Genomic DNA, 20,318 nt, shown 5'->3' with positions numbered 1-20,318 from the left:
CCGTCTCCCCCGGCGTCAGAATTGGCGTTCGGGTATCCGGATGACAAGTCCGTCGATCGCATCGTCGATCGGGATCTGGCAGCTCAGCCGGCTCTCAGCGCGCCGCTCCGCCGCCACGCCCTCCAGCAGTTCGTCCTCAACCTCCGCCATCGCCGGCAGCCGATCGATCGGCCCGTCTTCGACATAGATATGGCAGGTGGCGCACGCCGCCGCGCCGCCGCATTCGGCCGCGATGCCGCGAATGTCGGCGTTCAGAGCCGCTTCCATCACGGTCTGACCGGCGTCGGCGGACAGTGGAACACGCGTGCCGTCCTTCTGGATCACCGTCAGCGTCGGCATCTCAACCCTCCACCAGTGTGATCGCCTTTTCAGGACAGGATTGCGCACCGAGTTCGGCCTGCTCCTCCTGGCCCGGCGGCACCACCGCGCCATCCGAGATGCAGAAGCCATCATCGTCGAGCTCGTAGAGATCGGGCGCCTTGATCGCGCAGAGCGCGTGCCCGGCGCAGATCGTGCGATCCACCTTGATCCGCATGCGTCTATCCTCCCGATCAGGCCGCTTGCGCCGGCGCGTCCCAGCGCAGCGGCACTTCAAGCGGCTGCCACACCAGCCCGCCCGAGGTACGCAGCGGCGCATCCTGCTCGAGCGTGAAACGCGGCACGCGCTTTACCCATTCCTCAAGGAACAGGCGCAGCTCGATCCGCGCGAGATGCGATCCGATGCAGCGATGCGCGCCCGATCCGAACACCAGATGCCCGCTCAGCTCGCGATCGAAATCGACACGCTCGGGGTCGCTCATCTGCTGATCATCCAGCCCGTAGATCTGCGGCATGAACACGATCCGGTCGCCCGGCTCGAAATGAACGCCGCGGAACTCGAAGGCGTGGGTGGCACCGCGCTCCATCATCGCCACGCCGTGGACGCGCATCAGCTCCTCGGATGCGGTGCCGATGAAGGCGGGATCGGCAGTCAGCCGCGCATAATGATCCGGGTTGCGGCCGAGGAACGCCATCACGAACGACAGCATCGCGGTGACCGTGTCGAGCCCACCCAGGAATACGAGGGTCGCCATGCCGATCAGCTCGTCATGATCGAGCGGGCGGCCTTTGAACTGCGCACGCACGATATCGCTGACGAGATCGGTGCCGGGGTTCCGGCGGCGTTCCTCGACGATATCGGTCAGGTAGGTCGCCAGTTCCTTCAGCCCGGCCTCGCGCTCCTGCTGGTCAGGGCTGTGGGTGTAGCGTTCGGCCATGGTGATCAACCGCCGGCGATCCGCCATCGGCGCCTCGACCATCTGCATGAAGATCGTGACCGAAAAATGCTCGGCGATGTCGTGGACGAATTCGCATTCGCCGCGATCCAGCACGGCATCGATCAACTCGGCCGATAGTTGGCGGATCTCCTCCTCGCGCCGGTTGACCGCAGCGGGCGAGAACCACGGGTTCAGGATCCGGCGGAACTCGGTATGTTCGGGCGGATCATATTGGTTGGGCACGGTGCGCGGCCACCGGTCCTTCGATCGGTTGAACCGCGGCTGCGCCGAGAAATCCTCGTAACGGCGCAGCATTTCGAGCGCGGGGGCGGCGCGCGGCACGAGCCAATGCCCGCCATTGCGCGGAGTCCAGAAGATTTCGGGCGCCTCGCGGTGGAGCTTCAGCACCTGGCGATGCGGTTCCGCCAACAGCTCGGGCGCGGCCAGGAAGTCGAAATCATATATCCGGTCGGCGGGCACATGCGGCGGCACCGGGCTGGCCAGGCTCATCGCTCACTCTCCTGATCACATTGTTGCGCCTTTTAATAACGCTGTTATTGTTCGGCCGTCAAACCGCAAGTTCGATGCGGAGCAGGAGAGGGCGCATGACCGAAGTGGAAACGCTGCTGGCGATCGAGGCAATCAAACAGCTCAAGGCGCGCTATTATCGCACGCTGGATACCAAGCAGTGGGACGAACTGGCCCAGGTGTTCGCCGAGGATGCGGTGTTCGATGCGCGCCAAGCGATGTCGAACGTGACGACCGATCCCGAAACCGCCCAGCGCTTCAGCGCCGAATGGTATAATGAGGGGCGCGCCAACATCATCGCCTTCATCCGCGATCGCACCGGCACCGCCTCCACCGTGCACCACGGCCATATGCCCGAGATCGAGATCATCGACGACACGAATGCGCGCGGCATCATCGCGATGGAGGACCAGAACCGCTATTTCGATGCCCACGGCCGGATGACGAGCCGGCTGCACGGCTGGGGCCATTATCATGAGGAATACACCAAGGCCGACGGGCAGTGGCGGATTCAGCGATCGCTGCTGACGCGGCTGCGCGTCGATCTCGAACTGTTCGACTGATCCCGCACGCGCGCGACGGCCATCGATCCGTTCGTCCCGAGCGCAGTCGAGGGACGCGCGTCAAACGGTGCGCGGCGTGTCTCGACTGCGCTCGACACAAGCGGGCGGGAAGGGCGCGCTACCCCGCGTCGTTGGCGACCACCGCTGCGCGATAGGCGTGACGGGCGGTCCACAGCAGGACCGCGCCGGTAAGCCCGCCGCCCAGCACCACGAGCGACACCGAGTCGCCGACCCGCGCGCGATCGGCGAAGCCATGTTCGGTCAGCGCGCCGATCAGCAGCGGCCCCAGGCCGGCACCGATCAGGCTGGAGAATAGCAGGTAGCAGGCGCCGAGCTGGCCGCGCAGCCCCGCCGGGCCCAGCAGCTGCATCGCCGCCGGCGTGATCGCGCCGTTCATGCCCTGCACGAATCCGTTGATCGAGACGAGCAGCAGGAACAGCGGCAGCGACGTCATCTGGAAGGCCAGCGCGCAGGCGCAGGCGCCGAAGGTGAGCGCAATCGCCATCATGCGGAACGCGATATCGGTCACGCCGCGGCGCATGAAGCGATCGGCGACGCCGCCGGCCACCAGCGATCCCGCCATCGCGCACGGGCCCACCGCGAACCCCAGCATCAGCCCGATCGAAAGCGTATCGAGCTCGAACCGGCGGCCCAGGAACAACGGCGCCCACGCGAACACCGAATAGGCGCACAACGCAGACAGCGAGGTGCCGACCAGATGCGACAGCACCGCGCGCGGGCGGCTGGCAACGAAGCGCAGCAGCGGAGCGATCAGCCCCTTGTCCGGATTCGGCGCTCCGCGTCGCACGGGTTCGGGCACCGCGAACATCAGCCAGGCCAGCACAATACCGGGAAGGCCGGCCAGCACGAACGCCACCTGCCACGGACGCAATGTGCCCAGCAGAGGTAGCGTCGTCGGAGCGCTCGCCAGGAATTGGATCAGCAATCCGCCGAGCGCGAACGACAGGCCGATGCCCAGCGACCCGCCGACCGTGAACACGCCGTTTGCAAGCGACAGCCGCGACGGCGGGAACAGATCGCGCAGCATCGAATAGACGGCAGGCACCAGCGCCGCCTCCGCAGTGCCCACGCCTACGCGCGCGATGAACAACGCCTCGAAGCTCTCCGCCAGCCCGCACGCGACGCAGCTGAGCGACCAGATCACGACGCCCGCGACCACGATGATGCGGCGGCGATAACGATCGATCAGCCAGCCCATGAAGAAGCCGGCAAAGGCATAGAGCAGCACGAACGAGAAACCGTTCAGCAGGCCGATCTGGACATCGTCGAGCTGCAGATCGGTCTGGATCGGGATCGCCATCAGCGACAGGATCTGCCGATCCAGGAAGGCGATCATGTAGAACAGCAGCAGGATGCCGACTGTGGACCAGGCGGTGGTGCGGGGCGGGTAGGGCAGGCCGACGCTCATTGCGCCAGCCCGAGCCGGGTGCCGAATGCGGTGCTGCCGATCGGGCAGCCGGTGATGCCGCCATCGATGGTCAGCACCTGGCCGGTGATCGCACGGCCGCCGCGCCCGGCGAGATAGGCGAAGCCTTCCGCGATATCCTCGGCCTCGACCACGGTGCCGAGCGGCGTGCGTTCGGCGGCGGTGCGGCGGACCTCGTCCAGGCTGCCGAACACGCTGCCAGTCATCGCGGTCGGCACGGTGCCGGGCGCGATCGCGTTGACGCGGATATTGTGCGGGGCCAGCTCCGACGCGGCCGATCGGGTGAGGCCGACCACGCCATGCTTGGCGGTGCTGTAGACGAGCGGGCCGAACGGGCCGAGCCCGGCGATGCTGGTGGTGGACAGGATCACGCCATCGCGCTGCGGCACCATGCGGCGCGCGGCATGCTTGATCCCATGGAAGACGGATCCGAGCAGGATCGCGATCGTCGCGTCCCATTCCGCGGCGCTGACCTCGCGCACGCCCGATTTCACGCCGACGACGCCGGCATTGTTGATCATCACGTCGATCCGTCCGTGGCGGGCGCAGGCGGCGTCGACCAACGCTTCGATATCCGCCTCGCGCGTCACGTCGGCATGGACATAATCGCCGCCCAGTTCGGCTGCCAGCGCGTGACCGGCCTCATCTTGGATGTCCGCCAGCATCAGCCGCGCATCGCTTTCGGCCAGCCTGCGCGCAGTCGCCGCCCCCAGACCGCCAGCCGCGCCAGTGATGACCACGACTTTGCCCGCCAGTCCCGACATCGCCTTCTCCTCCGGTCGCACGGCCTGTTCCAGCCTTGTCATCGCATCATTCGTTAGCGTCGGGCAGCCTCCATCGGCAAGTTTAATCCCAATGCTGTCATAATATCGATTTGACATGCTAATTATGCGGACATACCCGTATCGGCATGAATCACGGCTAACGTGACGTCAGGGAGAGGAACGATGGGCGGATTTGGCAGAACGATCTTTGGCGGCCTGCTTCTTGCATCGTCGGCGACAGCAGCGATCGCGCAGAGCACGCCGGGGCCATCGTCGGGCGTCGATCCGAGTGCGACCCCGACCGGCGTCGCGCAGGTCGAGCAGGCGCCGGCGGCCGCGGTGCGCGAAGGCGGGCTAGAAGAGATCGTTGTCACAGCGCGCAAGCGCGTCGAAAGCGCGCAGAACGTTCCTGTCGCGGTCACGGCGTTCACGCCGCAGCAGATCCAGCAATCCGATCTCACCAGTCTCGAAAAGGTCAGCGCCGTCACGCCGTCCTTCACGATCGCACGTTCCACCACCGGCTCGGGCGCGCAGATCAGCCTGCGCGGCATTGGGTCGGACGCGCGCTCGATCGGCCTGGAACAGTCGGTCGCGGTAATCGTGGACGGCGTCTATTATGGCCAGGGCCGGGTCATCAACGAAGGCTTCTTCGACCTCGCCGGACTGGAGATCCTGAAGGGCCCGCAGGCGTTGTTCTATGGCAAGAACGCCACGGCCGGCGTTGTCTCGCTGACGACGGCCAACCCCGGATCGCGACCCGAATATCTTGCCCGCGCCGGATATGAATTCAATGCGCAGCGCATCTATGGCGAGGCGATCGCCTCGTCGCCGCTGACAGAGACGCTGGGCCTGCGCGTCGCCTTCCGCGCATCCAAGATGTATGGCGGCTATGTCGAGAGCCGCGCGCCCGATATCACTTACACCACGCGCGACGTGGCGACCGGCATCGTCACCACCCGGGTCGCGCCGCGCACCACCAACGATCTGCCCGGAGAACGCGAATATCTCGGCCGCGTCACGCTGGCCTGGGAACCGACCGACCGGCTGAGCGTGACGGTCAAGGGCAGCATCACGCGCAACGACACCAAGGGGCCGGGCTGGAACAACCTGATCTTCTATTGCCCGCGCGGCGGCAACAGCGCGCTCAACCAGAGCATTCCCTGCCGCAAGACGTTTGTGACCTATCAGAACGACCTGCCCGACGATGTGGGCGCGAGCCTGCCCTATTCGGACGATGGCGCGCTGTTCATGAACTACAAGTCGGACAATCTGACCGGCACCGTGAACTATGATCTCGGGGCGATCACGATCACGTCGGTTTCCAACTATAATCGCTCGCGGCTGAAATTCCTGCTGGATGGCGATTATCAGGCCGGCCAGACCCAGACGACCGCGACCGAACGGTCCACCTTCCGCGCGATATCGAACGAGACCCGGATTCTTTCGGACTTCGATGGTCCGGTAAACTTCCTGCTCGGCGGATATTACCAGGATACGCATCGCTGGTTCAATCAGCTGGTGCCGACGGGCAATGTCGAGAATAGCGCGGCGCCCGAAGGCAACCGCTTCGTCGGCTTCTCGAAACTGTCGACGACCGATGGCGAGACCCTGTCCGCCTATGGCCAGCTGATCTGGAAAGTGGTGCCGCAGGTCGAGGTTACCGGCGGTGTGCGCTATATTCATGAGACCAAGGACAGCGCCTTCGTCCAGCCCTATGTCCATCCGAACCTGGCTGCGCTCTATCCCGCCGGGCGGGTGGTGACGGCCGATCAGACGTTCGAAAACTGGTCCCCCGAAGCCACCATCACCTATCGCCCGACCGATAATCTGACGGTCTACGCGGCCTACAAGACGGCCTATAAGTCCGGTGGCTTCTCGAACAGCACGACGCTCACCAACGGCGCACGTGACAGCGATCTGGCGTTCGCGCCGGAGAAGGCGCGCGGGTTCGAAGGCGGTATCAAGGGCACGGTCCTCGATCGCCAGCTGCGCTTCGACCTCACAGTCTACAATTACAAGTTCACCAACCTCCAGGTCGAATTCTTCAACGCCGCCACCTTCGCGCAGATCTCGACCAATGCCGGCAGTGCGCGCACGACCGGTGTCGAGCTGCAGGCCGAATTCGCGCCGCGGGGGCTGGATGGGCTCACGATGCGTGGCTCGATCAACTACAACAAGGCGCGCTACCTGACCTTCATCGCGCCCTGCTATGCCGGGCAGACCCCGACCGCGGGCTGCAACACCATCTTCCTGGGCGGCGTCGGCCAGGATCTCAGCGGCGTCGAAACCTCGGTCGCGCCGCGCTGGACGGGGGCGCTGGGCGCATCCTATCTGGCGCCGGTCAGCGGTGGCATGTCGTTCGGCGCCTCGATCGATGCGCGCTATTCTGACGATTATCTGGGCAGCCCGCTCGGCAATCCGTTCACCCGCCAGCCATCCTATGTGACGCTCGATGCAACCGCGCGGTTGCTGTTCGATGACGAGCGGTTCGAACTGGCGCTGATCGGCAAGAACCTCACCAACAAATATATCTTCACCGGCGCGGTCGATGCCCCATCGACCGGTAGCGGTACCGGCACCGCCGCCGGTGTCGTCGCCGATCAGCGCGGCTATGTGAGCCCGCCGCGGACGGTGCAGGCGCAGTTGACCTACCGCTTCTGATCTATTCCAGCTTCCCGAGCCTCCCTGCGGGCTCCGGCTTAACCGGCCGGAGCCCGGTTTTTTATCCGCCGTCGGCGGGCGGCATCGGCAGCGAAGCCAGCACCGATCGCCCGAGCCCGCCATCGACCAGCAACTGCTGCCCGGTCACATAGCGCGCGGCATCCGAACCCAGGAACAGGACCACGTCGGCGATCTCGGCCGGCGTGCCCAGCGTAGCCAGCGGCACCATCCGCCGCCGTGCGTCGACCACTTCGGGATGCGCCGCACCGGCGGTCGCCATGCCACCATCGATCATGCCGGGCGCGACCGCGTTCACGCGGATGCCATGGGCCGCCCATTCCAGCGCCATCACCTGGGTAAGATTGAACAGTGCCGCTTTCGATGGGCCATAGGCGCCGCCGCCGACATTGGCCTGCACCGCGGCGATCGAGCTGACATTGACGACCGCGCCGCCGCCGCGCCGGATCATGCCGGGGACGACCGCGCGCGACACGATCAGTGCGCCGATCAGGTTGATCTCCATCACCGCGCGGAAATCCGCCACCGGCTGATCCAGCAGGCTGCCCTTGCGCACGATTCCGGCATTGTTGACCAGCAGGTCGGGCGCGTCACCGAATGCCGCGATCGCGGATGCGACGGCTGCTTCGTCAGTGATGTCGGCAACCAGCGGCACCGATCCGGCGATCCCGCGCGCCGCCGCCTCGGTTGCCTCCGCCTCGCGGTCGAGCAGTCCAACCCGGTAGCCCGCTGCGGCCAGCGCCGCACAGGTCGCGATCCCGATGCCGCCGGCCGCGCCGGTCACGATTGCGCTTTTCATCGGATCGCTCCTCGGGCGCGGATCATGCGCTGCGTGCGTGGCGACTGTTGTCGCCGGTGAACTCGATCCGGATTTCCAGCGACTTGACCGCCCACCCCTCTTCACGCCGCGCGAATTGCCAGTGATAGCGGCCCGCGGTGATCGGCTGTAGCGGGAAATCGTCGAGCGCCTGCACCACCAGGAAAGTGCAGCGCGCGGTCGCCATATTCCCGTCGATATCGGTGATCAGGTTGGTCGCGATATGGCGCACCCGGCTCACCCCGTCATAGCGGATCACGGCACCGTCGAAGAAGCCGGCCACCGCCTCCCGCCCAGTTGCCTCCGCCGCCAAAGCGCCGCCCTTATCGAAAACTCGAAAGCTGCCGTCTACGAAAAGCGTTCCAAGCGCCTCGAACCGGCCTTCGTCGACCGCTTCGGCATAACCATACACGATCCGCGCAATATCTTCGTTCATGAGGCCTCTCCACTCACAATTTTCGAACGATATTACGCCCTGCGGCGTACAAAAATATACATGCACGATTGCTTTTTTGTTGGGGGCTTTTATCCTGGGCCGATCGGTAATCCGAATGATCGGGTGCCGCCTTTTGGGGGAGAGGGTGATGAGGAAATTGATTGGCTCGGCGCGCGTCGGCGGGCTGACGCTGGCCTGGGCGATGGCGAGCGCGGCTTGGGGCCAGACGCCGCCGGCCGATGTGCCGCAGCAGAGCCCTTCCGCCACCAACGATGCGCTGGCTTCGACCGCGCCGGAAGCGGCCAGCGAAGGCGGCCTGGCGGAAATCGTGGTCACTGCCACCCGGCGCGATACCAATCTGCAGACCACCCCGGTCGCGGTCTCCGCGGTCGATAGTTCGCTGATCCGGCAGGCCGCGCCGCGCGACCTGGGCGATCTATCCACCTTCGTGCCGAACTTCTCGGCCGCCAAGATCACTGGCTTCAACGCCGCGTCGTTCGCGCTGCGCGGCGTGAGCGTCAACAACATCATCGTCTATTTCGAGGCGCCTGTCGGCGTGCTCGTCGATGATTTCGTCGTCTCTTCCGTGCAGACACAGCTGCTCGATACGTTCGATATCGCACAGGTCGAAGTGCTGCGCGGGCCACAGGGCACGCTGTTCGGCAAGAACACCACCGGCGGCGCCGTCACCGTGCGCACCAAGCTGCCCGATCTGAACGATTTCAGCCTGGAAGGGCGCGGCACCTATGGCCGCTTCAACACCTATCAGGCGCAGGGTGCGGTCGATCTGCCGATCATCGCCGGCGAGCTCGGCCTGCGGTTGGTCGGCAGTTACCAGAAGTCCGACGGCTTCGCGCGCAATGGCTATTGCTATGGCCCGATCACCGATTTCGCGGGGACGAAGTGGAACGGCCTCGCCGGCTGCGGCGATGGCCGCCGGATCGCCGGGCAGGATGTATTCTCCGGCCGCGCCAAGCTGCTGTGGGAGCCGACCGACGGTGCTTCCATCCTGGCGCAGTACGAGATCATCCGCGACCGCTCCGGCCCCGCCGCCGCGATCGAGGATACGCCGACCACGCCTGGTTTCCTGTTCAACCTGCTCAACATCGGCGGGCAGCGCACCAACACCGGCGATCCGCTCGACCGCCACGGCCTTACCTTCCGCGAGGATGTCTACCAGCGTGGCAGCCGCTCGCGCGTCGATGTCGACGGTCTCTATCTGAACGCCAATTTCGAGGTCGGGCCCGGCACCTTCACCAGCGTGACCGGCTATCGCGACCAGCGCTCGCGTCTCGCGCAGTCCACGACGGGGCAGGGTGCGATCACCGCGCCGGATGGCGAGATCCTCTCGCTGTTCGACATCAACCGGTCGGACGATCGCAAGACCTTCCAGCAGGAAATGCGCTACGCCTCCGATTTCGACGGTCCGTTCGATTTCGTCGGCGGCGTCTTCTACCAGCATGAGGAAGTCAATTTCTGCGTGGCGCAGGTGCTGGGCTTCCTCGATCTGACCGGGGGCACCACCCCTTATGGTTCGTTCAACCAGAACCCCTATGTGCTGTGTTCCGACCAGCGTGCGGATTCGACCGCTGTGTTCGCGGAAGGCACGTTCAAGATCAGCGATCGGCTGACGCTGACGGCGGGCGGGCGCTACAGCTGGGAAGACAAGCGCTGGCGCGGACGCCAGCAGAGCTTCGTGCAGGATATCGCGGGCAACCCGAACACCACGTGGCGCGATGTGCCGCTGCTCGAGCTCGGCGACTTCAACCGCTTCCCGACCGGCGTCGTCACGAATTCGGCCAGTTTCAAGGAGCCAACCTGGCGGATCAGCCTGAGCTACGAGTTCACCGACGACATCTTCGGCTACGCCACTTATTCGCGCGGCTTCAAGGGTGGCGGCTATAACGACCAGATCGGGTCGTTCGCGCCGTTCGGCAACAATCTCGCGGCGTTCAATTCGGCCGCCGACCCCACCCGGCCGGAAACCGCCGACAGCTATGAAGCCGGCGTCAAGACCGAGCTGCTGGATCGCAAGCTGCGTTTCAACCTCACAGGCTTCTACGTGAAGTATGACGACCTGCAGAAGCAGATCGTGACGCCGCTGACGGTGAACGGCCAGACCTTCCAGGTCACGCGCTTCTTCAATGCCGCCTCGGCGGAAGTGAAGGGCATCGAGGCGGAATTGACCGCGTTGCCGATCGAAGGGCTCACGATCCGTGCGAACCTCGGTTACCAGGATGCGAAGTACAACGAATATGTGACGCCGATCCCGGCCGGTTATGATCTGGCCACAGCGCCGCTCGATCGTGCACCGAAATGGCAGTGGGCGACCGATGCGACCTATGAACTGCCGCTCAGCGACACCGGCCGGTTCCAGATCAACGGCAACGCGTCCTACACCGGCCGCAACCTGTTCTCGCAGTCGATCACGTCGCCGGACGAGAATGCCTATCTGGAGGCTCGCACGCTGTTCAACGCGTCGGTCGGCTTCGTGTCCGCGGATGATCGCTATTCGCTGCGCCTGATCGGCCGCAACCTGTCCGACAAGCGCTACCGCGTCAGTCAGCTGGTAGTCGGCGGCCTCTGGACCTTCTCCAACTATGGCCCGCCGCGCACCTGGGCGATCGAGGCCGGCTTCAAGTTCTGATCGGAGGGCGCATGCGCCATTACAGCGACGAGCAGCTCGATGGCTTCGCGACGCCGCTGTCGATCCATCTCGAAAGGGCCGCGGCAGCACGGGACCGCGGCCCGATCGACTGGATCGCCGACCAGATGGAGCAGGAATGCACCGTCATCTACGACAGCTATCTGCAGTGGACCGCGCTCTTGCAGAGCTTCATCGTAGCGCAGGCCGGGCTGGCCGCGCACGACGAGGCGCTGCGCGAGCAGGGCAGCTTCGCCTTCCGCGAATTCGTCGAACAGTATCGCGGGCTCGACTTCCGCGCGCGAGCCGAGAAGCTGGCGCAGCGGCTGCGCGCGTCCGGCAGCCGGTTCGAGGTCGAGGAGGATGACGATGCTCTGCGCTTCGTGCTGCCGCGCTGGGGCGCCGCTCGGCTGAACCTGCCGGCCGCGCCGCGCCGCACCGATGGCCGCCGGATCGATGTCGCCAGCTACGGCGCCTACGCTCCGCCAATCGATTTCGCCCGGCTGGGCGCGGAGCGGTCATTGACCGGCGGTACTGCCGATCTGCCATGCTTCCTGGCGACCGAGCATCTGTTCCTGGAAGCCCTGGCGATCGACATGCTGGGCGCGTCGATCGCATCGATCGTGATGCCCGACGGCCCAGATGGCACCATCCTGCTCGAAATGCCGAAGTCGGGCCGCTATCCCGACACGCTCTACACCCGGCTCGGCTTCGCCGCCCCTGCCGATCCGCTGGCCCCGATCGCGCATGGCGCGATCTTCGACGATGCCGCACGCGATCGGCTGGCGACCCCGCTCTCCATCCAGGTCCGCGAGGCCACGGTAGCGGGCGATTGGAACCGGCTGACTGTGATCGCTGCCGGCATGGACGAGGAACTGGTGATCGCCAAGGATCCGCTCGGCATCCTGATCAACGGTCTGCTCAGCTGGATCGCGCGTCATCTGGGCGAGGCGGCCGCGGTCGCCGCGCTGGAGAAAACGGCGGATTATGTGATGTCGCCCTACCTTGAATGGGTTGCGGGCGTCTCGCCAGTCGACGCCATTCCGATGTGGGCGATGGTCTGGCGCGCGCACGGATCGACGATGTGGATCGAGGAGGAAGCGGACCGGTTCGTGTTCCGTGGTCGGCCCCTCGGCGCCTGCGCGCGCATGTCGGCCTCGCGCTATCAGCCGCGCGTCGAACGGATTTCCCCGAGCCGGGTCCGTTATCCCACCTTCGGATCGACGCAGGCGCCGATGTGCGCGCATCTGCTGCGCGATCCGCATCCGGTGAACCACTACACCCCCGGCTTCCCGGTCTATTCCGCGCACTGCACGATGCTGCACGAAATCTTCCCGATCGATCGGATCGGTCGCCCACTCTGGGTCGAGGTCCATGCGCTCGACGATCCCGACGGCGAGACGGTCCACTATCATTACAAGGATCCCGCCGCCTGGCCGGAGCGCTTCTATGCGCAGGTCGGGCGTGAGAAGCGGACGATCGCATGAGGCAGGCATATCCATGCTGACGATCGAGGATCGCATCGCCCGGATCGAGGACCGCGATCAGATCCGTGCGCTGATCGCACTTTATGCGCATGGGCTAGACCTGCCGGATCGTGCGACGTTCGTCTCCGTGTGGGCGCCCGATGCCATCTACAAGGTGGATGATCCGTTCGGAGAGACGGTCGGCGTGGAAGCGATCGGCGCCGCCTGGGACGCCTTCCAGCGGCTGTTCCCCTACATGTATCATCACACGATGAACATCGTGATCGACGGCCCCGATGGCGACGCTGCATCGGCGACCAGTTTCGCCTTCATCACCGGATCCGATCGCGCGGGCACGCCATGGACTGCGTCCTGCACCTATTTCGACGAATTCGCACGGATCGACGGCCGCTGGCTGTTCACGCGGCGCTATGACCAGGTGAATTACATGGTTCCCTGGCTGCAACCGCACGACGGCCTGAACGGGGAGACGCGTGTGTATATGACGCCCGAGCGCGTCTCCCATCTCCTGTCGCTGGCCTGATCGCGCGGACGCGGCGATCAGTTCAGTTCGGCCAGCGCGGCGGGCTCGTGGATCGGACAGCGGTTGAAATCGGCGCGGTAATCGGCCGAGAATTTGTAGGTTGGCTGGCGGACCCGGTTCACCCCGCCCAGCGGCTGGTGCGCGGCCAACCCATGCCATGGGCTGAACGACAGCCGATCCTCGGTCTGCTCGCTCGTGCCCGGCGTCCAGCCGGTCTGTGGCGGAACTTCCAGCGTGGCGACGGTGCGGAACGGGCTTGCCGCCTCGTCCCATACGACGCTGGCATCCTCGATCGGCATCGCCTCCAGATCGGTGCACAGCTGTACGCGCAGTTCCCAGGTACCACCCTGTTCGGCCAGCAACTCGTTCACTGCTTCGCGGATCGCATCCGGCCGACCGGTCGCGTTGATCGTCTCGTCGGCGAAATCGCGGATCGCCGATACCGGCACCAGCGAGAATTTGGCGATGAAATCGCCATAGCGATATGCGGTCTGGCTGAAATAGGTCGCACCGAGCGGGTGGACCGGCTTGGCGCCGCCCAGCGTCTTGAACAGCGTCGATTCAGCGCCAACGGCTTCGAGCGCCGCCTCCGCCCCGCGCAGCACGGTGGACAACAGCTTCTTGGCGCCTTCCGCCTTGTCGGTCGTTGCTGCCAGCTGTTTCAGATTGCCCAGGAACGCTTTAGGGTCGGGCGCGGCGAAGGCTGGCGCGTTGGCCATCACGAAATCTTGCGTGCTGCCGTCGGCGCCCGGCAGGCGCTCACCCTCCACGCCAATCACCTTGATCGCCATGCCACGCGGCAACGAGATCGAATCGTCCAATATGTCGCCCGCATTCGTCGAAATTCGCAGGATCGCCTCGTAGCGACCGGGCCGGGCGAACAACCCCTGGGCCAGTTCCGTCGGCAGATCGTCCGCCACCGTCAGCGTCCCGCGCGCCAGGCCATGGCCCTTGGCGTGCACCGACCGCACGGCATGTCCATAGTCCTGCGACGTCGTGTCGAGGATATGCTTGAACTGTTCCTCCAATGCCGCCACGGTTTCCGCCTCGTCGGGTGCCGGGCTCTCGACGGTTGGGGAATAGCGCATCGGTGCCATGTCGGTCCTTTCGTCCATTGGACGTTCTGAACCAATGACTTGCGCCGCCGTTCCGGCATTATGACCGGCGATGGTTCGGACGGCGTAGAGGCAGACGAGGGCAGCATGGCGCGACAGAAATCAAACGAGCCTGAGGTTCGCCCGTTCAAGGGCCCGGCCGGCGGCTGGGGCTCGGTGCGTTCGCTGGCGGATATCATCCCACGCGAAGCCGGCGGTCCGGAAACGCTGCGCGAACTGACCCGTCAGAACAAGCCGGATGGGTTCGCCTGCACCAGCTGCGCCTGGCCGAAGCCCGCCGATCATCACCCGGCCGAATTCTGCGAGGAAGGCGCCAAGGCAACGGCCTGGGAACTGACCAGCCACCGCACCACGCCCGAGTTCTTTCAGCGCCACAGCCTGACCGAACTGCGCGGCTGGACCGACTACGCGCTGGAGGAACATGGCCGGCTGACGCATCCGCTGCGGTACGATGCCGCTACCGATCGCTATGCCGCCTGTTCCTGGGATGAGGCGTTCGACGGCATTGCCGCTGCGCTGAAGCCGCACGATCCGAAATCGGTGGTGTTCTACGCCTCGGGCCGGGCCAGCCTGGAGACGTCGTATATGTATGCGCTGATGGCGCGCATGTTCGGCAACCAGAACCTGCCCGACAGTTCCAACATGTGCCATGAATCCACCTCGGTCGGGTTGAAGGCGGCGATCGGCGTGCCGGTCGGCACCACCCGCCTGCAGGATTTCGAACGGTGCGACGCGATCCTGATCTTCGGCCAGAATGCGGGATCCAATGCCCCGCGCATGCTGCACAACCTGCGCGCCTGCGCGAAACGCGGCGTGCCCATCGTCAGCTTCAATCCGCTGCGCGAACGCGGGCTCGAACGCTTTACGGATCCACAGAACCCGATCGAGATGGCGACGCTGGCCGAAACGCGGATCTCGTCGCGCTATCACCAGCTACGCGCGGGCAGCGATATCGCAGCGATCATGGGGATCGCGAAGCTGCTGGTCGAATGGCATGACAAAGCCGTGGCGGCTGGCGAGCCGCCGGTGCTGGATACCGAATTCATCGCCACCCACACGCACGGTATCGAGCCTTTCCTGGCAGCCGTCCGTGCGGCAGACTGGGCCGCGATCGAAACGGAGACGGGGCTGAGCCGCGCCGATCTCGAGCCCACCGCGCGCATCTATGCGCGCGCCAAGGCGGTGATGGCGATCTACGGCATGGGGCTGACCCAGCATGTGAAGGGCGTCGAAAATGTCCGGATGCTGGTGAACCTGCTGCTGCTGCGCGGGAATATCGGCAAGCCGGGGGCGGGGCCCAATCCGGTCCGCGGCCATTCCAACGTACAGGGCCAGCGGACGGTGGGCATCACCGAGAAGACCGAGCTTGTGCCGGTGGATCGGCTGGAAGCGCAATATGGCTTCACCGCCCCGCGCGAGAAGGGGCTCGATACGGTCGAAAGCTGCCGCGGCATCATCGACGGATCGGTGCGCGCCTTCATTGGCCTGGGCGGCAATTTCCTGCGCGCTGTGCCCGAAACGGGCGCGATGGAGGCGGCGTGGCCCAACCTCGATCTATCGGTCCAGATCGCCACCAAGCTCAACCGCAACCATCTGTTCGCGGCGCGCCATACCTATCTGCTGCCCTGTCTGGGCCGGATCGAGCGCGACGTGCAGGCAAGCGGTGAACAGGCGGTGTCGGTCGAGGATTCGACGAGCTGCATCCACGGATCGCGCGGCAAGGCGACGCCGGCGAGCCCGCACCTTCTGTCCGAACCCGCGATCGTGGCGGCGATCGCCAAGCGTATCCTGCCCGCGAACGAGCGGATCGATTGGGATGCGTGGGCGGGCGATTATGCGCTGGTCCGCGATGCAATCGAGCAGACCTATCCGGAGATCTTCAAGGATTTCAACCGACGGCTGTTCACCCCCGGCGGCTTCTGGAAAGGCAACAAGGCCGCTGAGCGGATCTGGCTGACGGAGAGCGGCAAGGCCGAGTTTCTGGTTCCGAGCGGCCTGTCCGCGACCGGATTCTCGGATGCTGACGGGCGCTTCCGGCTGATGACGATGCGCTCGAACGATCAGTTCAACACGACCGTCTACGGCTATCATGATCGCTTCCGCGGTGTGAAGGGAACGCGCGACATCCTGTTCATGAACAAGGCGGATATTGCCGCCGGCGGATTTGCCGAAGGCCAGCTGGTCGCACTCGAGAGCGACGCCGGCGATGGTATCGTCCGGCGCCGCGAAGGACTGATCGTCACGCCCTATTCAGTGCCGCGCGGCTGCCTCGGCGCCTATTATCCGGAAGCCAATGTGCTGATGCCGGTCGAGCATCATGCCGAAGAGAGCCACGTCCCCGCGGCGAAGTCGGTGCCGGTGCGGATCGTCGCCTGATCGGGGTGGGCGCGGGCGTTCGCGTTATCGCTTCACCAGCCCCTCGATCGTCGCCGTCGCGGGATGGTGGCGGTCGAGATGCTTGCGGATGATCCGCATGTTGCGGGTGTTCGATCGGAACGCGAAATCGAAGATGTCGCCGACCAGCGGGATCGCGCCGATCGCCGCGTCGAAGCCGACATTGCCGGCCATCCGCGCCAGCTGAACCTTGGACATGCCCAGATTGCGGGCTTCCCAGATCAGCCATGCGCCCATCGCAGCCGATGCGATGTCGCCGGCGACGGGCACCAGCCCCATCAGCGAGTCCAGCCCGACCGGGCGGTTGATGCCCGGCACCACGAACAGCCGCTCGAGCAGCGTTTCCATCGCCTCGATCCGCTTGCGCACCGCTGCCGGGTCGCGGCCGACCTTGGGCATGGCGGCGGTCATTCGATCGATCTGTTCCTGGCTGATGCGCATCTCGGTCGGGTCTCCTCGCGCCCGATATAGGATGCCTGGCGCCGCCGCGCATCGGGCTCGTCAATCGGTCCTGTCCTACAGCATGGCGGATCGGTTATGATCCCGACAGGCTCTTTCTCATCGCGAATCCTCCATGGCTCGGCTGTCGTGCGATGGAACCACAGGCGCGCACAAGCACTGCTTTCGCTGCTTTTGGCGGCTTAGCGGCCGCCATTCTCGCGCAGATGGATCAGCGGATGCGCGGCGCGTGGATTGTCGCGCCAGCCATCCAGGCCCGGTGCCACCAGCGACCAGCGCAGCGGCTGGGCCAGCGCGATGAACGGCACCAGATCGGAAAGCCGCGCCTCTGCCTCGCGCAGCCAACGCGCACGCTCCTCCAGCGTCGGCGCGGCATGCGCGGCGTCCAGCGCAAGGTCGCTCTGCTCGCTGCAGATCGGGCTGTCGCCGCAGCGAAACCGACTCAGCCACCAGCTTGCGCCGTCGCCGGGGGCGACGCTGTCGATCAACCGCAAGTCGGCCCGCGCGCCGGTAGGCACCGCCACTGCCTCCACGCCGATCCGCGACCAGTCCTGCCGGATCAGCGCGAACAGCAGCCGGGCGCCGGGTCCCGCCGGCATCGCCACGCGCAGCGGTGCGGGCGGCTCCGCCGCCGCCGCCCGCCAGACCGCGACCTGCGCCTTGGCGCGATCGGCGCGCGCAACCAGGTCCAGCGGCAGCCAGCCCGGCTGGGTCGGCGTTGCGATCTCGGCGGTGCCGGCCGGCACCAGCGCGGTCTCGATCCGCCATTCGCGCGCACCGAACAGCGTGGCAATGCGCTGCCGATCGATCGCCATCGCCAGCGCCGCGCGGTTCTCGGCCGCCTGCAGGAACGGTGGTGTGGCCACCACCTCCAGCCCGAACAGCCCCACCGCCGGATCGAAATGCAGCTGGCGCGGCCGCGGCCCGGCCGCCCGCGCGATCGCGAGATCAGCAAAGGTGCCGCCGGTCACGACCCCGCCGCCGCCGTCCCGGAACCGCGCAACCGCCAGCGCGGCCTTCTCGCCGCGCAAGACGATCTCCTGCCGGCGCCGCGCATCCTCGTCGATCGGCTCGGCTTTGTCCGGTAGCAGCGGCGTCAGGCGCAGCAGATCGCGGCCCCGCTCGGCGATGGTGAGCGGCCCCGATCCGCCATCGGGTCCGATCAGCGCCAGCGCCGGCTGGGCCAGCAGTTGCAGCAGTTCGGGCCGCGGCGCGCTCAGGCGGATCTCGAGAATCTCCGGGGTGACGGCCACCACCTCGGCAATCGCGCCCAGCACCGGCTTCAGCGGATTGCGGCTGGTCGGCCCGATCGCGGCGCGCAGCCGGCGCGCGGCCACCTCGGCATCGATCGGCAGCCCATCCGCCAGCCGGAAGGTGTAAAACAGGCCATCGTCCGACACGTCCCAGCGGATCGCCAGCCCGGGCTCCACCTGGCCGGCTCCATCCAGCCGCACCAGCCCCTGTGCCACCGTCGCCAGCAGGACCGCGGTGGGGCGGTCATAGGGCTTCTGGCTTGGATCGATGATCGCCGGCGGTCGTCCAATCACGCTCACCGTCACCGGCTCGTCGGGATCGATCTTGGCATCACAGGCGGTCAGCAGCAGCAGCAGCGCGGTCAGGCAGGTCCGGCGGATCATGATGGGATCGCCAACGTCCGGCTCGGATGAATGTTCGCGGCATTGTCCTGCCAGCCGCGCACGCGTGGCGCCACCAGCGCCCGGCTGACGTAATAATAGATCGGCAGGATCGGGGCCTCAGCCAGCAGGCGCGCTTCCGCCGCGCGCATCAGTCTTGCGCGGCGCACCGGATCCGCCTCTGCCGATGCGCGGTCCAGCGCCGCATCATAGACCGGGTCGGCGAAGCCCGAATAATTTATCGCGCCGGCATCGGATCGGTGGACGGCCAGGAAATTTTCCGGTGCGGACAAATCGGCGATCCAGCCAGATCGCGCCAGCGCGAAATCGTGGCGGCGCAGGCTGGCGAAATGGAGTGATGCCTCGCTGTTCAGCAAGCGGGCCGTCACACCCAGCGGCTTCCACATCGCGGCCAGCGCGATCGCCACCCGGCGATGATCGGTATCGCTGTTGAACCGGATCTCGAAGTCCAGCGGCCGGTCCGGACCATAACCTGCCTCGGTAAGCAATACGCGGGCCGCGCGCAGCCGACGGTCCGCCGGCCAGTTCGCCCAGGCCGGTCGAAAGTCGGGCAGGCCGGCAATCCCCGGCGGCAGCACGCCCCAGGCCGGCGGCGTGCCGATCTCCATCAGCGGGCCGGCGATCCAGCGCCGGTCGACCGCTAGGCTCAGCGCGCGGCGGACGCGGGCATCGTCGAACGGCGGCCGGCGGGTATTGAACGCGAAATAATATGCCCCGCGATAGGGCGCGGTACGGGCTGCACCGGGCATCCGTTCGGCGATCCAGCGGGTACGTGTCGCCGGATATTCTCCACCGATGTCGGCCGCGCCGCCGGCGAAGATGCGCAGGCCCGTCAGCCGATCCGTCACGGGCCGCCACTCCACGCTTCGCGCTGCCGGTAATCCGCCGTGCCAGCGCGGATTGGCCGCCAGCCGGATCGCATCGTTCAGCGTCCAGCGTGTCAGCCGATAGGCGCCCGACGTCACCAGCGGGCGCTCGGCGGTCCAGCCCGCGCCGGCGGCTGCGATCCGGTGGAGCGGGATTGCCGACATCGCAGGGTGCGCCATCAACTCGGGCAATTGCGGGAATGGATGCAGCAGCTGCACGACGACGACATCCCCGTCCACCTCGATCGCGCGGATCGCCTCGAACAGCGATGCGGTGGGCGATCCCGTCGCCGGATCACGCAGCCGCGCCAGCAGTGCCGGGAACAGCGCGGGCCGGATCGGCGCGCCATCCGAAAAGCGCAGGCCGGACCGCAGCGGAAACCGCCAGCTCAGGCCGTCGGCGGAGGCCTGCCAGCCGCGCGCCAGCCCAGGCTCGATCCTTCCGCCCCCGTCGAACCGGGTGAGCCCTTCAAACTGGTCGGTCGCGATGCGCAGCGATGCCAGGTCGGATACGGTCTGCGGATCGAGCCCCTTCACTTCGTCGTCGGCGATCCGCACCAGCACGCCGGCTGGCCGGGCCCGCTCACGATGATCACCGCCGCAACCGGCAACGGCGAGAAGGGGAAGAAGGTACGCGAACCGCATCACCGCCTATGTAGCGCCCCGGCCCGGCATGGCCCAGCAG

General features: G+C 66.2%; 17 protein-coding genes. 6 read left to right on the top strand and 11 right to left on the bottom strand.

The window, feature by feature from the left end; genetic code table 11:
* Positions 1 to 15: 15 nt before the first annotated feature.
* Genes ABC347_RS07305 through ABC347_RS07295 form a run of 3 tightly spaced genes read right to left on the bottom strand, consistent with a single transcriptional unit; the run spans position 16 to position 1,766 of the window.
* Positions 16 to 339 (bottom strand): 2Fe-2S iron-sulfur cluster-binding protein, encoded by a 324-nt coding sequence (locus ABC347_RS07305; protein WP_413245073.1) that lies wholly within the window; start codon positions 337 to 339, stop codon positions 16 to 18.
* A gap of 1 nt (position 340) precedes the next feature.
* Positions 341 to 535, bottom strand: coding sequence for a ferredoxin (locus ABC347_RS07300; protein ID WP_413245072.1), 195 nt, complete (start codon positions 533 to 535; stop codon positions 341 to 343).
* Positions 536 to 551: 16 nt separating this feature from the next.
* A complete protein-coding gene (locus ABC347_RS07295; protein WP_413245071.1) occupies positions 552 to 1,766 on the bottom strand; it encodes a cytochrome P450 in 1,215 nt (404 codons plus the stop codon).
* Positions 1,767 to 1,861: 95 nt separating this feature from the next.
* On the opposite strand from ABC347_RS07295, the gene ABC347_RS07290 reads away from it, so the two are divergent.
* Positions 1,862 to 2,347, top strand: a complete 486-nt coding sequence (locus tag ABC347_RS07290) for a nuclear transport factor 2 family protein (protein WP_413245070.1) — start codon at positions 1,862 to 1,864, stop codon at positions 2,345 to 2,347.
* A 118-nt stretch (positions 2,348 to 2,465) separates the two neighbouring features.
* On the opposite strand, the gene ABC347_RS07285 is transcribed toward ABC347_RS07290, so the two are convergent.
* Positions 2,466 to 3,776 (bottom strand): MFS transporter, encoded by a 1,311-nt coding sequence (locus tag ABC347_RS07285; protein ID WP_413245069.1) that lies wholly within the window; start codon positions 3,774 to 3,776, stop codon positions 2,466 to 2,468.
* Positions 3,773 to 4,600 carry an SDR family oxidoreductase gene (locus tag ABC347_RS07280; protein WP_413245068.1) on the bottom strand — a complete coding sequence of 276 codons (828 nt, stop codon included), beginning with the start codon at positions 4,598 to 4,600 and terminating at the stop codon, positions 3,773 to 3,775. Before ABC347_RS07280 ends, ABC347_RS07285 begins: the two co-directional genes overlap by 4 nt.
* 141 nt (positions 4,601 to 4,741) lie before the next feature.
* Here ABC347_RS07280 and ABC347_RS07275 point away from each other — a divergent pair, with 141 nt between their 5' ends.
* On the top strand, positions 4,742 to 7,219 hold the full coding sequence (locus tag ABC347_RS07275; RefSeq protein ID WP_413245067.1) for a TonB-dependent receptor: 2,478 nt from the start codon (positions 4,742 to 4,744) through the stop codon (positions 7,217 to 7,219).
* A gap of 61 nt (positions 7,220 to 7,280) precedes the next feature.
* On the opposite strand, the gene ABC347_RS07270 is transcribed toward ABC347_RS07275, so the two are convergent.
* Together ABC347_RS07270 and ABC347_RS07265 are read right to left on the bottom strand one after the other, a co-directional pair.
* Positions 7,281 to 8,036 (bottom strand): SDR family NAD(P)-dependent oxidoreductase, encoded by a 756-nt coding sequence (locus tag ABC347_RS07270; RefSeq protein ID WP_413245066.1) that lies wholly within the window; start codon positions 8,034 to 8,036, stop codon positions 7,281 to 7,283.
* A 22-nt stretch (positions 8,037 to 8,058) separates the two neighbouring features.
* On the bottom strand, positions 8,059 to 8,490 hold the full coding sequence (locus ABC347_RS07265; RefSeq protein ID WP_413245065.1) for a nuclear transport factor 2 family protein: 432 nt from the start codon (positions 8,488 to 8,490) through the stop codon (positions 8,059 to 8,061).
* Positions 8,491 to 8,638: 148 nt separating this feature from the next.
* Between ABC347_RS07265 and ABC347_RS07260 the strand changes: the two genes are divergently transcribed.
* From ABC347_RS07260 to ABC347_RS07250, 3 genes are read left to right on the top strand one after another with little or no spacing between them, the layout of a single operon-like run.
* Positions 8,639 to 11,137 (top strand): TonB-dependent receptor, encoded by a 2,499-nt coding sequence (locus ABC347_RS07260; RefSeq protein ID WP_413245064.1) that lies wholly within the window; start codon positions 8,639 to 8,641, stop codon positions 11,135 to 11,137.
* An 11-nt stretch (positions 11,138 to 11,148) separates the two neighbouring features.
* The gene (locus ABC347_RS07255; RefSeq protein ID WP_413245063.1) at positions 11,149 to 12,621 is read left to right on the top strand and encodes a hypothetical protein; all 1,473 of its coding nucleotides are present in this window, start codon (positions 11,149 to 11,151) and stop codon (positions 12,619 to 12,621) included.
* 13 nt (positions 12,622 to 12,634) lie between these two features.
* Positions 12,635 to 13,144, top strand: a complete 510-nt coding sequence (locus ABC347_RS07250) for a nuclear transport factor 2 family protein (protein ID WP_413245062.1) — start codon at positions 12,635 to 12,637, stop codon at positions 13,142 to 13,144.
* A 17-nt stretch (positions 13,145 to 13,161) separates the two neighbouring features.
* Here ABC347_RS07250 and ABC347_RS07245 read toward each other — a convergent pair whose 3' ends face one another.
* Positions 13,162 to 14,241, bottom strand: a complete 1,080-nt coding sequence (locus ABC347_RS07245; RefSeq protein WP_413247016.1) for a catalase family protein — start codon at positions 14,239 to 14,241, stop codon at positions 13,162 to 13,164.
* Positions 14,242 to 14,346: 105 nt separating this feature from the next.
* Between ABC347_RS07245 and ABC347_RS07240 the strand changes: the two genes are divergently transcribed.
* Positions 14,347 to 16,635, top strand: coding sequence for an FdhF/YdeP family oxidoreductase (locus ABC347_RS07240; RefSeq protein WP_413247015.1), 2,289 nt, complete (start codon positions 14,347 to 14,349; stop codon positions 16,633 to 16,635).
* A 24-nt stretch (positions 16,636 to 16,659) separates the two neighbouring features.
* Here the strand turns inward: ABC347_RS07240 and ABC347_RS07235 are convergent, their stop codons facing one another.
* The 3 genes from ABC347_RS07235 to ABC347_RS07225 form a co-directional block, all read right to left on the bottom strand.
* Positions 16,660 to 17,094 (bottom strand): DUF4112 domain-containing protein, encoded by a 435-nt coding sequence (locus ABC347_RS07235; protein ID WP_413245061.1) that lies wholly within the window; start codon positions 17,092 to 17,094, stop codon positions 16,660 to 16,662.
* A 200-nt stretch (positions 17,095 to 17,294) separates the two neighbouring features.
* A complete protein-coding gene (locus ABC347_RS07230; protein WP_413245060.1) occupies positions 17,295 to 18,749 on the bottom strand; it encodes an ABC transporter substrate-binding protein in 1,455 nt (484 codons plus the stop codon).
* Positions 18,746 to 20,278 (bottom strand): peptide ABC transporter substrate-binding protein, encoded by a 1,533-nt coding sequence (locus ABC347_RS07225; protein ID WP_413245059.1) that lies wholly within the window; start codon positions 20,276 to 20,278, stop codon positions 18,746 to 18,748. The genes ABC347_RS07230 and ABC347_RS07225 overlap by 4 nt, the downstream gene beginning before the upstream one ends.
* Positions 20,279 to 20,318 lie beyond the last annotated feature (40 nt).

It is taken from the genome of Sphingomonas canaveralia, assembly GCF_047238125.1.
Lineage (GTDB): Bacteria > Pseudomonadota > Alphaproteobacteria > Sphingomonadales > Sphingomonadaceae > JBDFMH01.
Note: the sequence above shows the minus strand (reverse complement) of the source record. Positions and strands in the feature narration are given on the sequence as shown.

What these genes read in the sequence shown, in the direction of transcription:
- ABC347_RS07305 (WP_413245073.1), bottom strand. Translation starts at nt 339, where the DNA reads ATGCCGACGCTGACGGTGATCCAGAAGGACGGCACGCGTGTTCCACTG.
- ABC347_RS07300 (WP_413245072.1), bottom strand. Translation starts at nt 535, where the DNA reads ATGCGGATCAAGGTGGATCGCACGATCTGCGCCGGGCACGCGCTCTGC.
- ABC347_RS07295 (WP_413245071.1), bottom strand. Translation starts at nt 1,766, where the DNA reads ATGAGCCTGGCCAGCCCGGTGCCGCCGCATGTGCCCGCCGACCGGATA.
- ABC347_RS07290 (WP_413245070.1), top strand. Translation starts at nt 1,862, where the DNA reads ATGACCGAAGTGGAAACGCTGCTGGCGATCGAGGCAATCAAACAGCTC.
- ABC347_RS07285 (WP_413245069.1), bottom strand. Translation starts at nt 3,776, where the DNA reads ATGAGCGTCGGCCTGCCCTACCCGCCCCGCACCACCGCCTGGTCCACA.
- ABC347_RS07280 (WP_413245068.1), bottom strand. Translation starts at nt 4,600, where the DNA reads ATGACAAGGCTGGAACAGGCCGTGCGACCGGAGGAGAAGGCGATGTCG.
- ABC347_RS07275 (WP_413245067.1), top strand. Translation starts at nt 4,742, where the DNA reads ATGGGCGGATTTGGCAGAACGATCTTTGGCGGCCTGCTTCTTGCATCG.
- ABC347_RS07270 (WP_413245066.1), bottom strand. Translation starts at nt 8,036, where the DNA reads ATGAAAAGCGCAATCGTGACCGGCGCGGCCGGCGGCATCGGGATCGCG.
- ABC347_RS07265 (WP_413245065.1), bottom strand. Translation starts at nt 8,490, where the DNA reads ATGAACGAAGATATTGCGCGGATCGTGTATGGTTATGCCGAAGCGGTC.
- ABC347_RS07260 (WP_413245064.1), top strand. Translation starts at nt 8,639, where the DNA reads ATGAGGAAATTGATTGGCTCGGCGCGCGTCGGCGGGCTGACGCTGGCC.
- ABC347_RS07255 (WP_413245063.1), top strand. Translation starts at nt 11,149, where the DNA reads ATGCGCCATTACAGCGACGAGCAGCTCGATGGCTTCGCGACGCCGCTG.
- ABC347_RS07250 (WP_413245062.1), top strand. Translation starts at nt 12,635, where the DNA reads ATGCTGACGATCGAGGATCGCATCGCCCGGATCGAGGACCGCGATCAG.
- ABC347_RS07245 (WP_413247016.1), bottom strand. Translation starts at nt 14,241, where the DNA reads ATGGCACCGATGCGCTATTCCCCAACCGTCGAGAGCCCGGCACCCGAC.
- ABC347_RS07240 (WP_413247015.1), top strand. Translation starts at nt 14,347, where the DNA reads ATGGCGCGACAGAAATCAAACGAGCCTGAGGTTCGCCCGTTCAAGGGC.
- ABC347_RS07235 (WP_413245061.1), bottom strand. Translation starts at nt 17,094, where the DNA reads ATGCGCATCAGCCAGGAACAGATCGATCGAATGACCGCCGCCATGCCC.
- ABC347_RS07230 (WP_413245060.1), bottom strand. Translation starts at nt 18,749, where the DNA reads ATGATCCGCCGGACCTGCCTGACCGCGCTGCTGCTGCTGCTGACCGCC.
- ABC347_RS07225 (WP_413245059.1), bottom strand. Translation starts at nt 20,278, where the DNA reads ATGCGGTTCGCGTACCTTCTTCCCCTTCTCGCCGTTGCCGGTTGCGGC.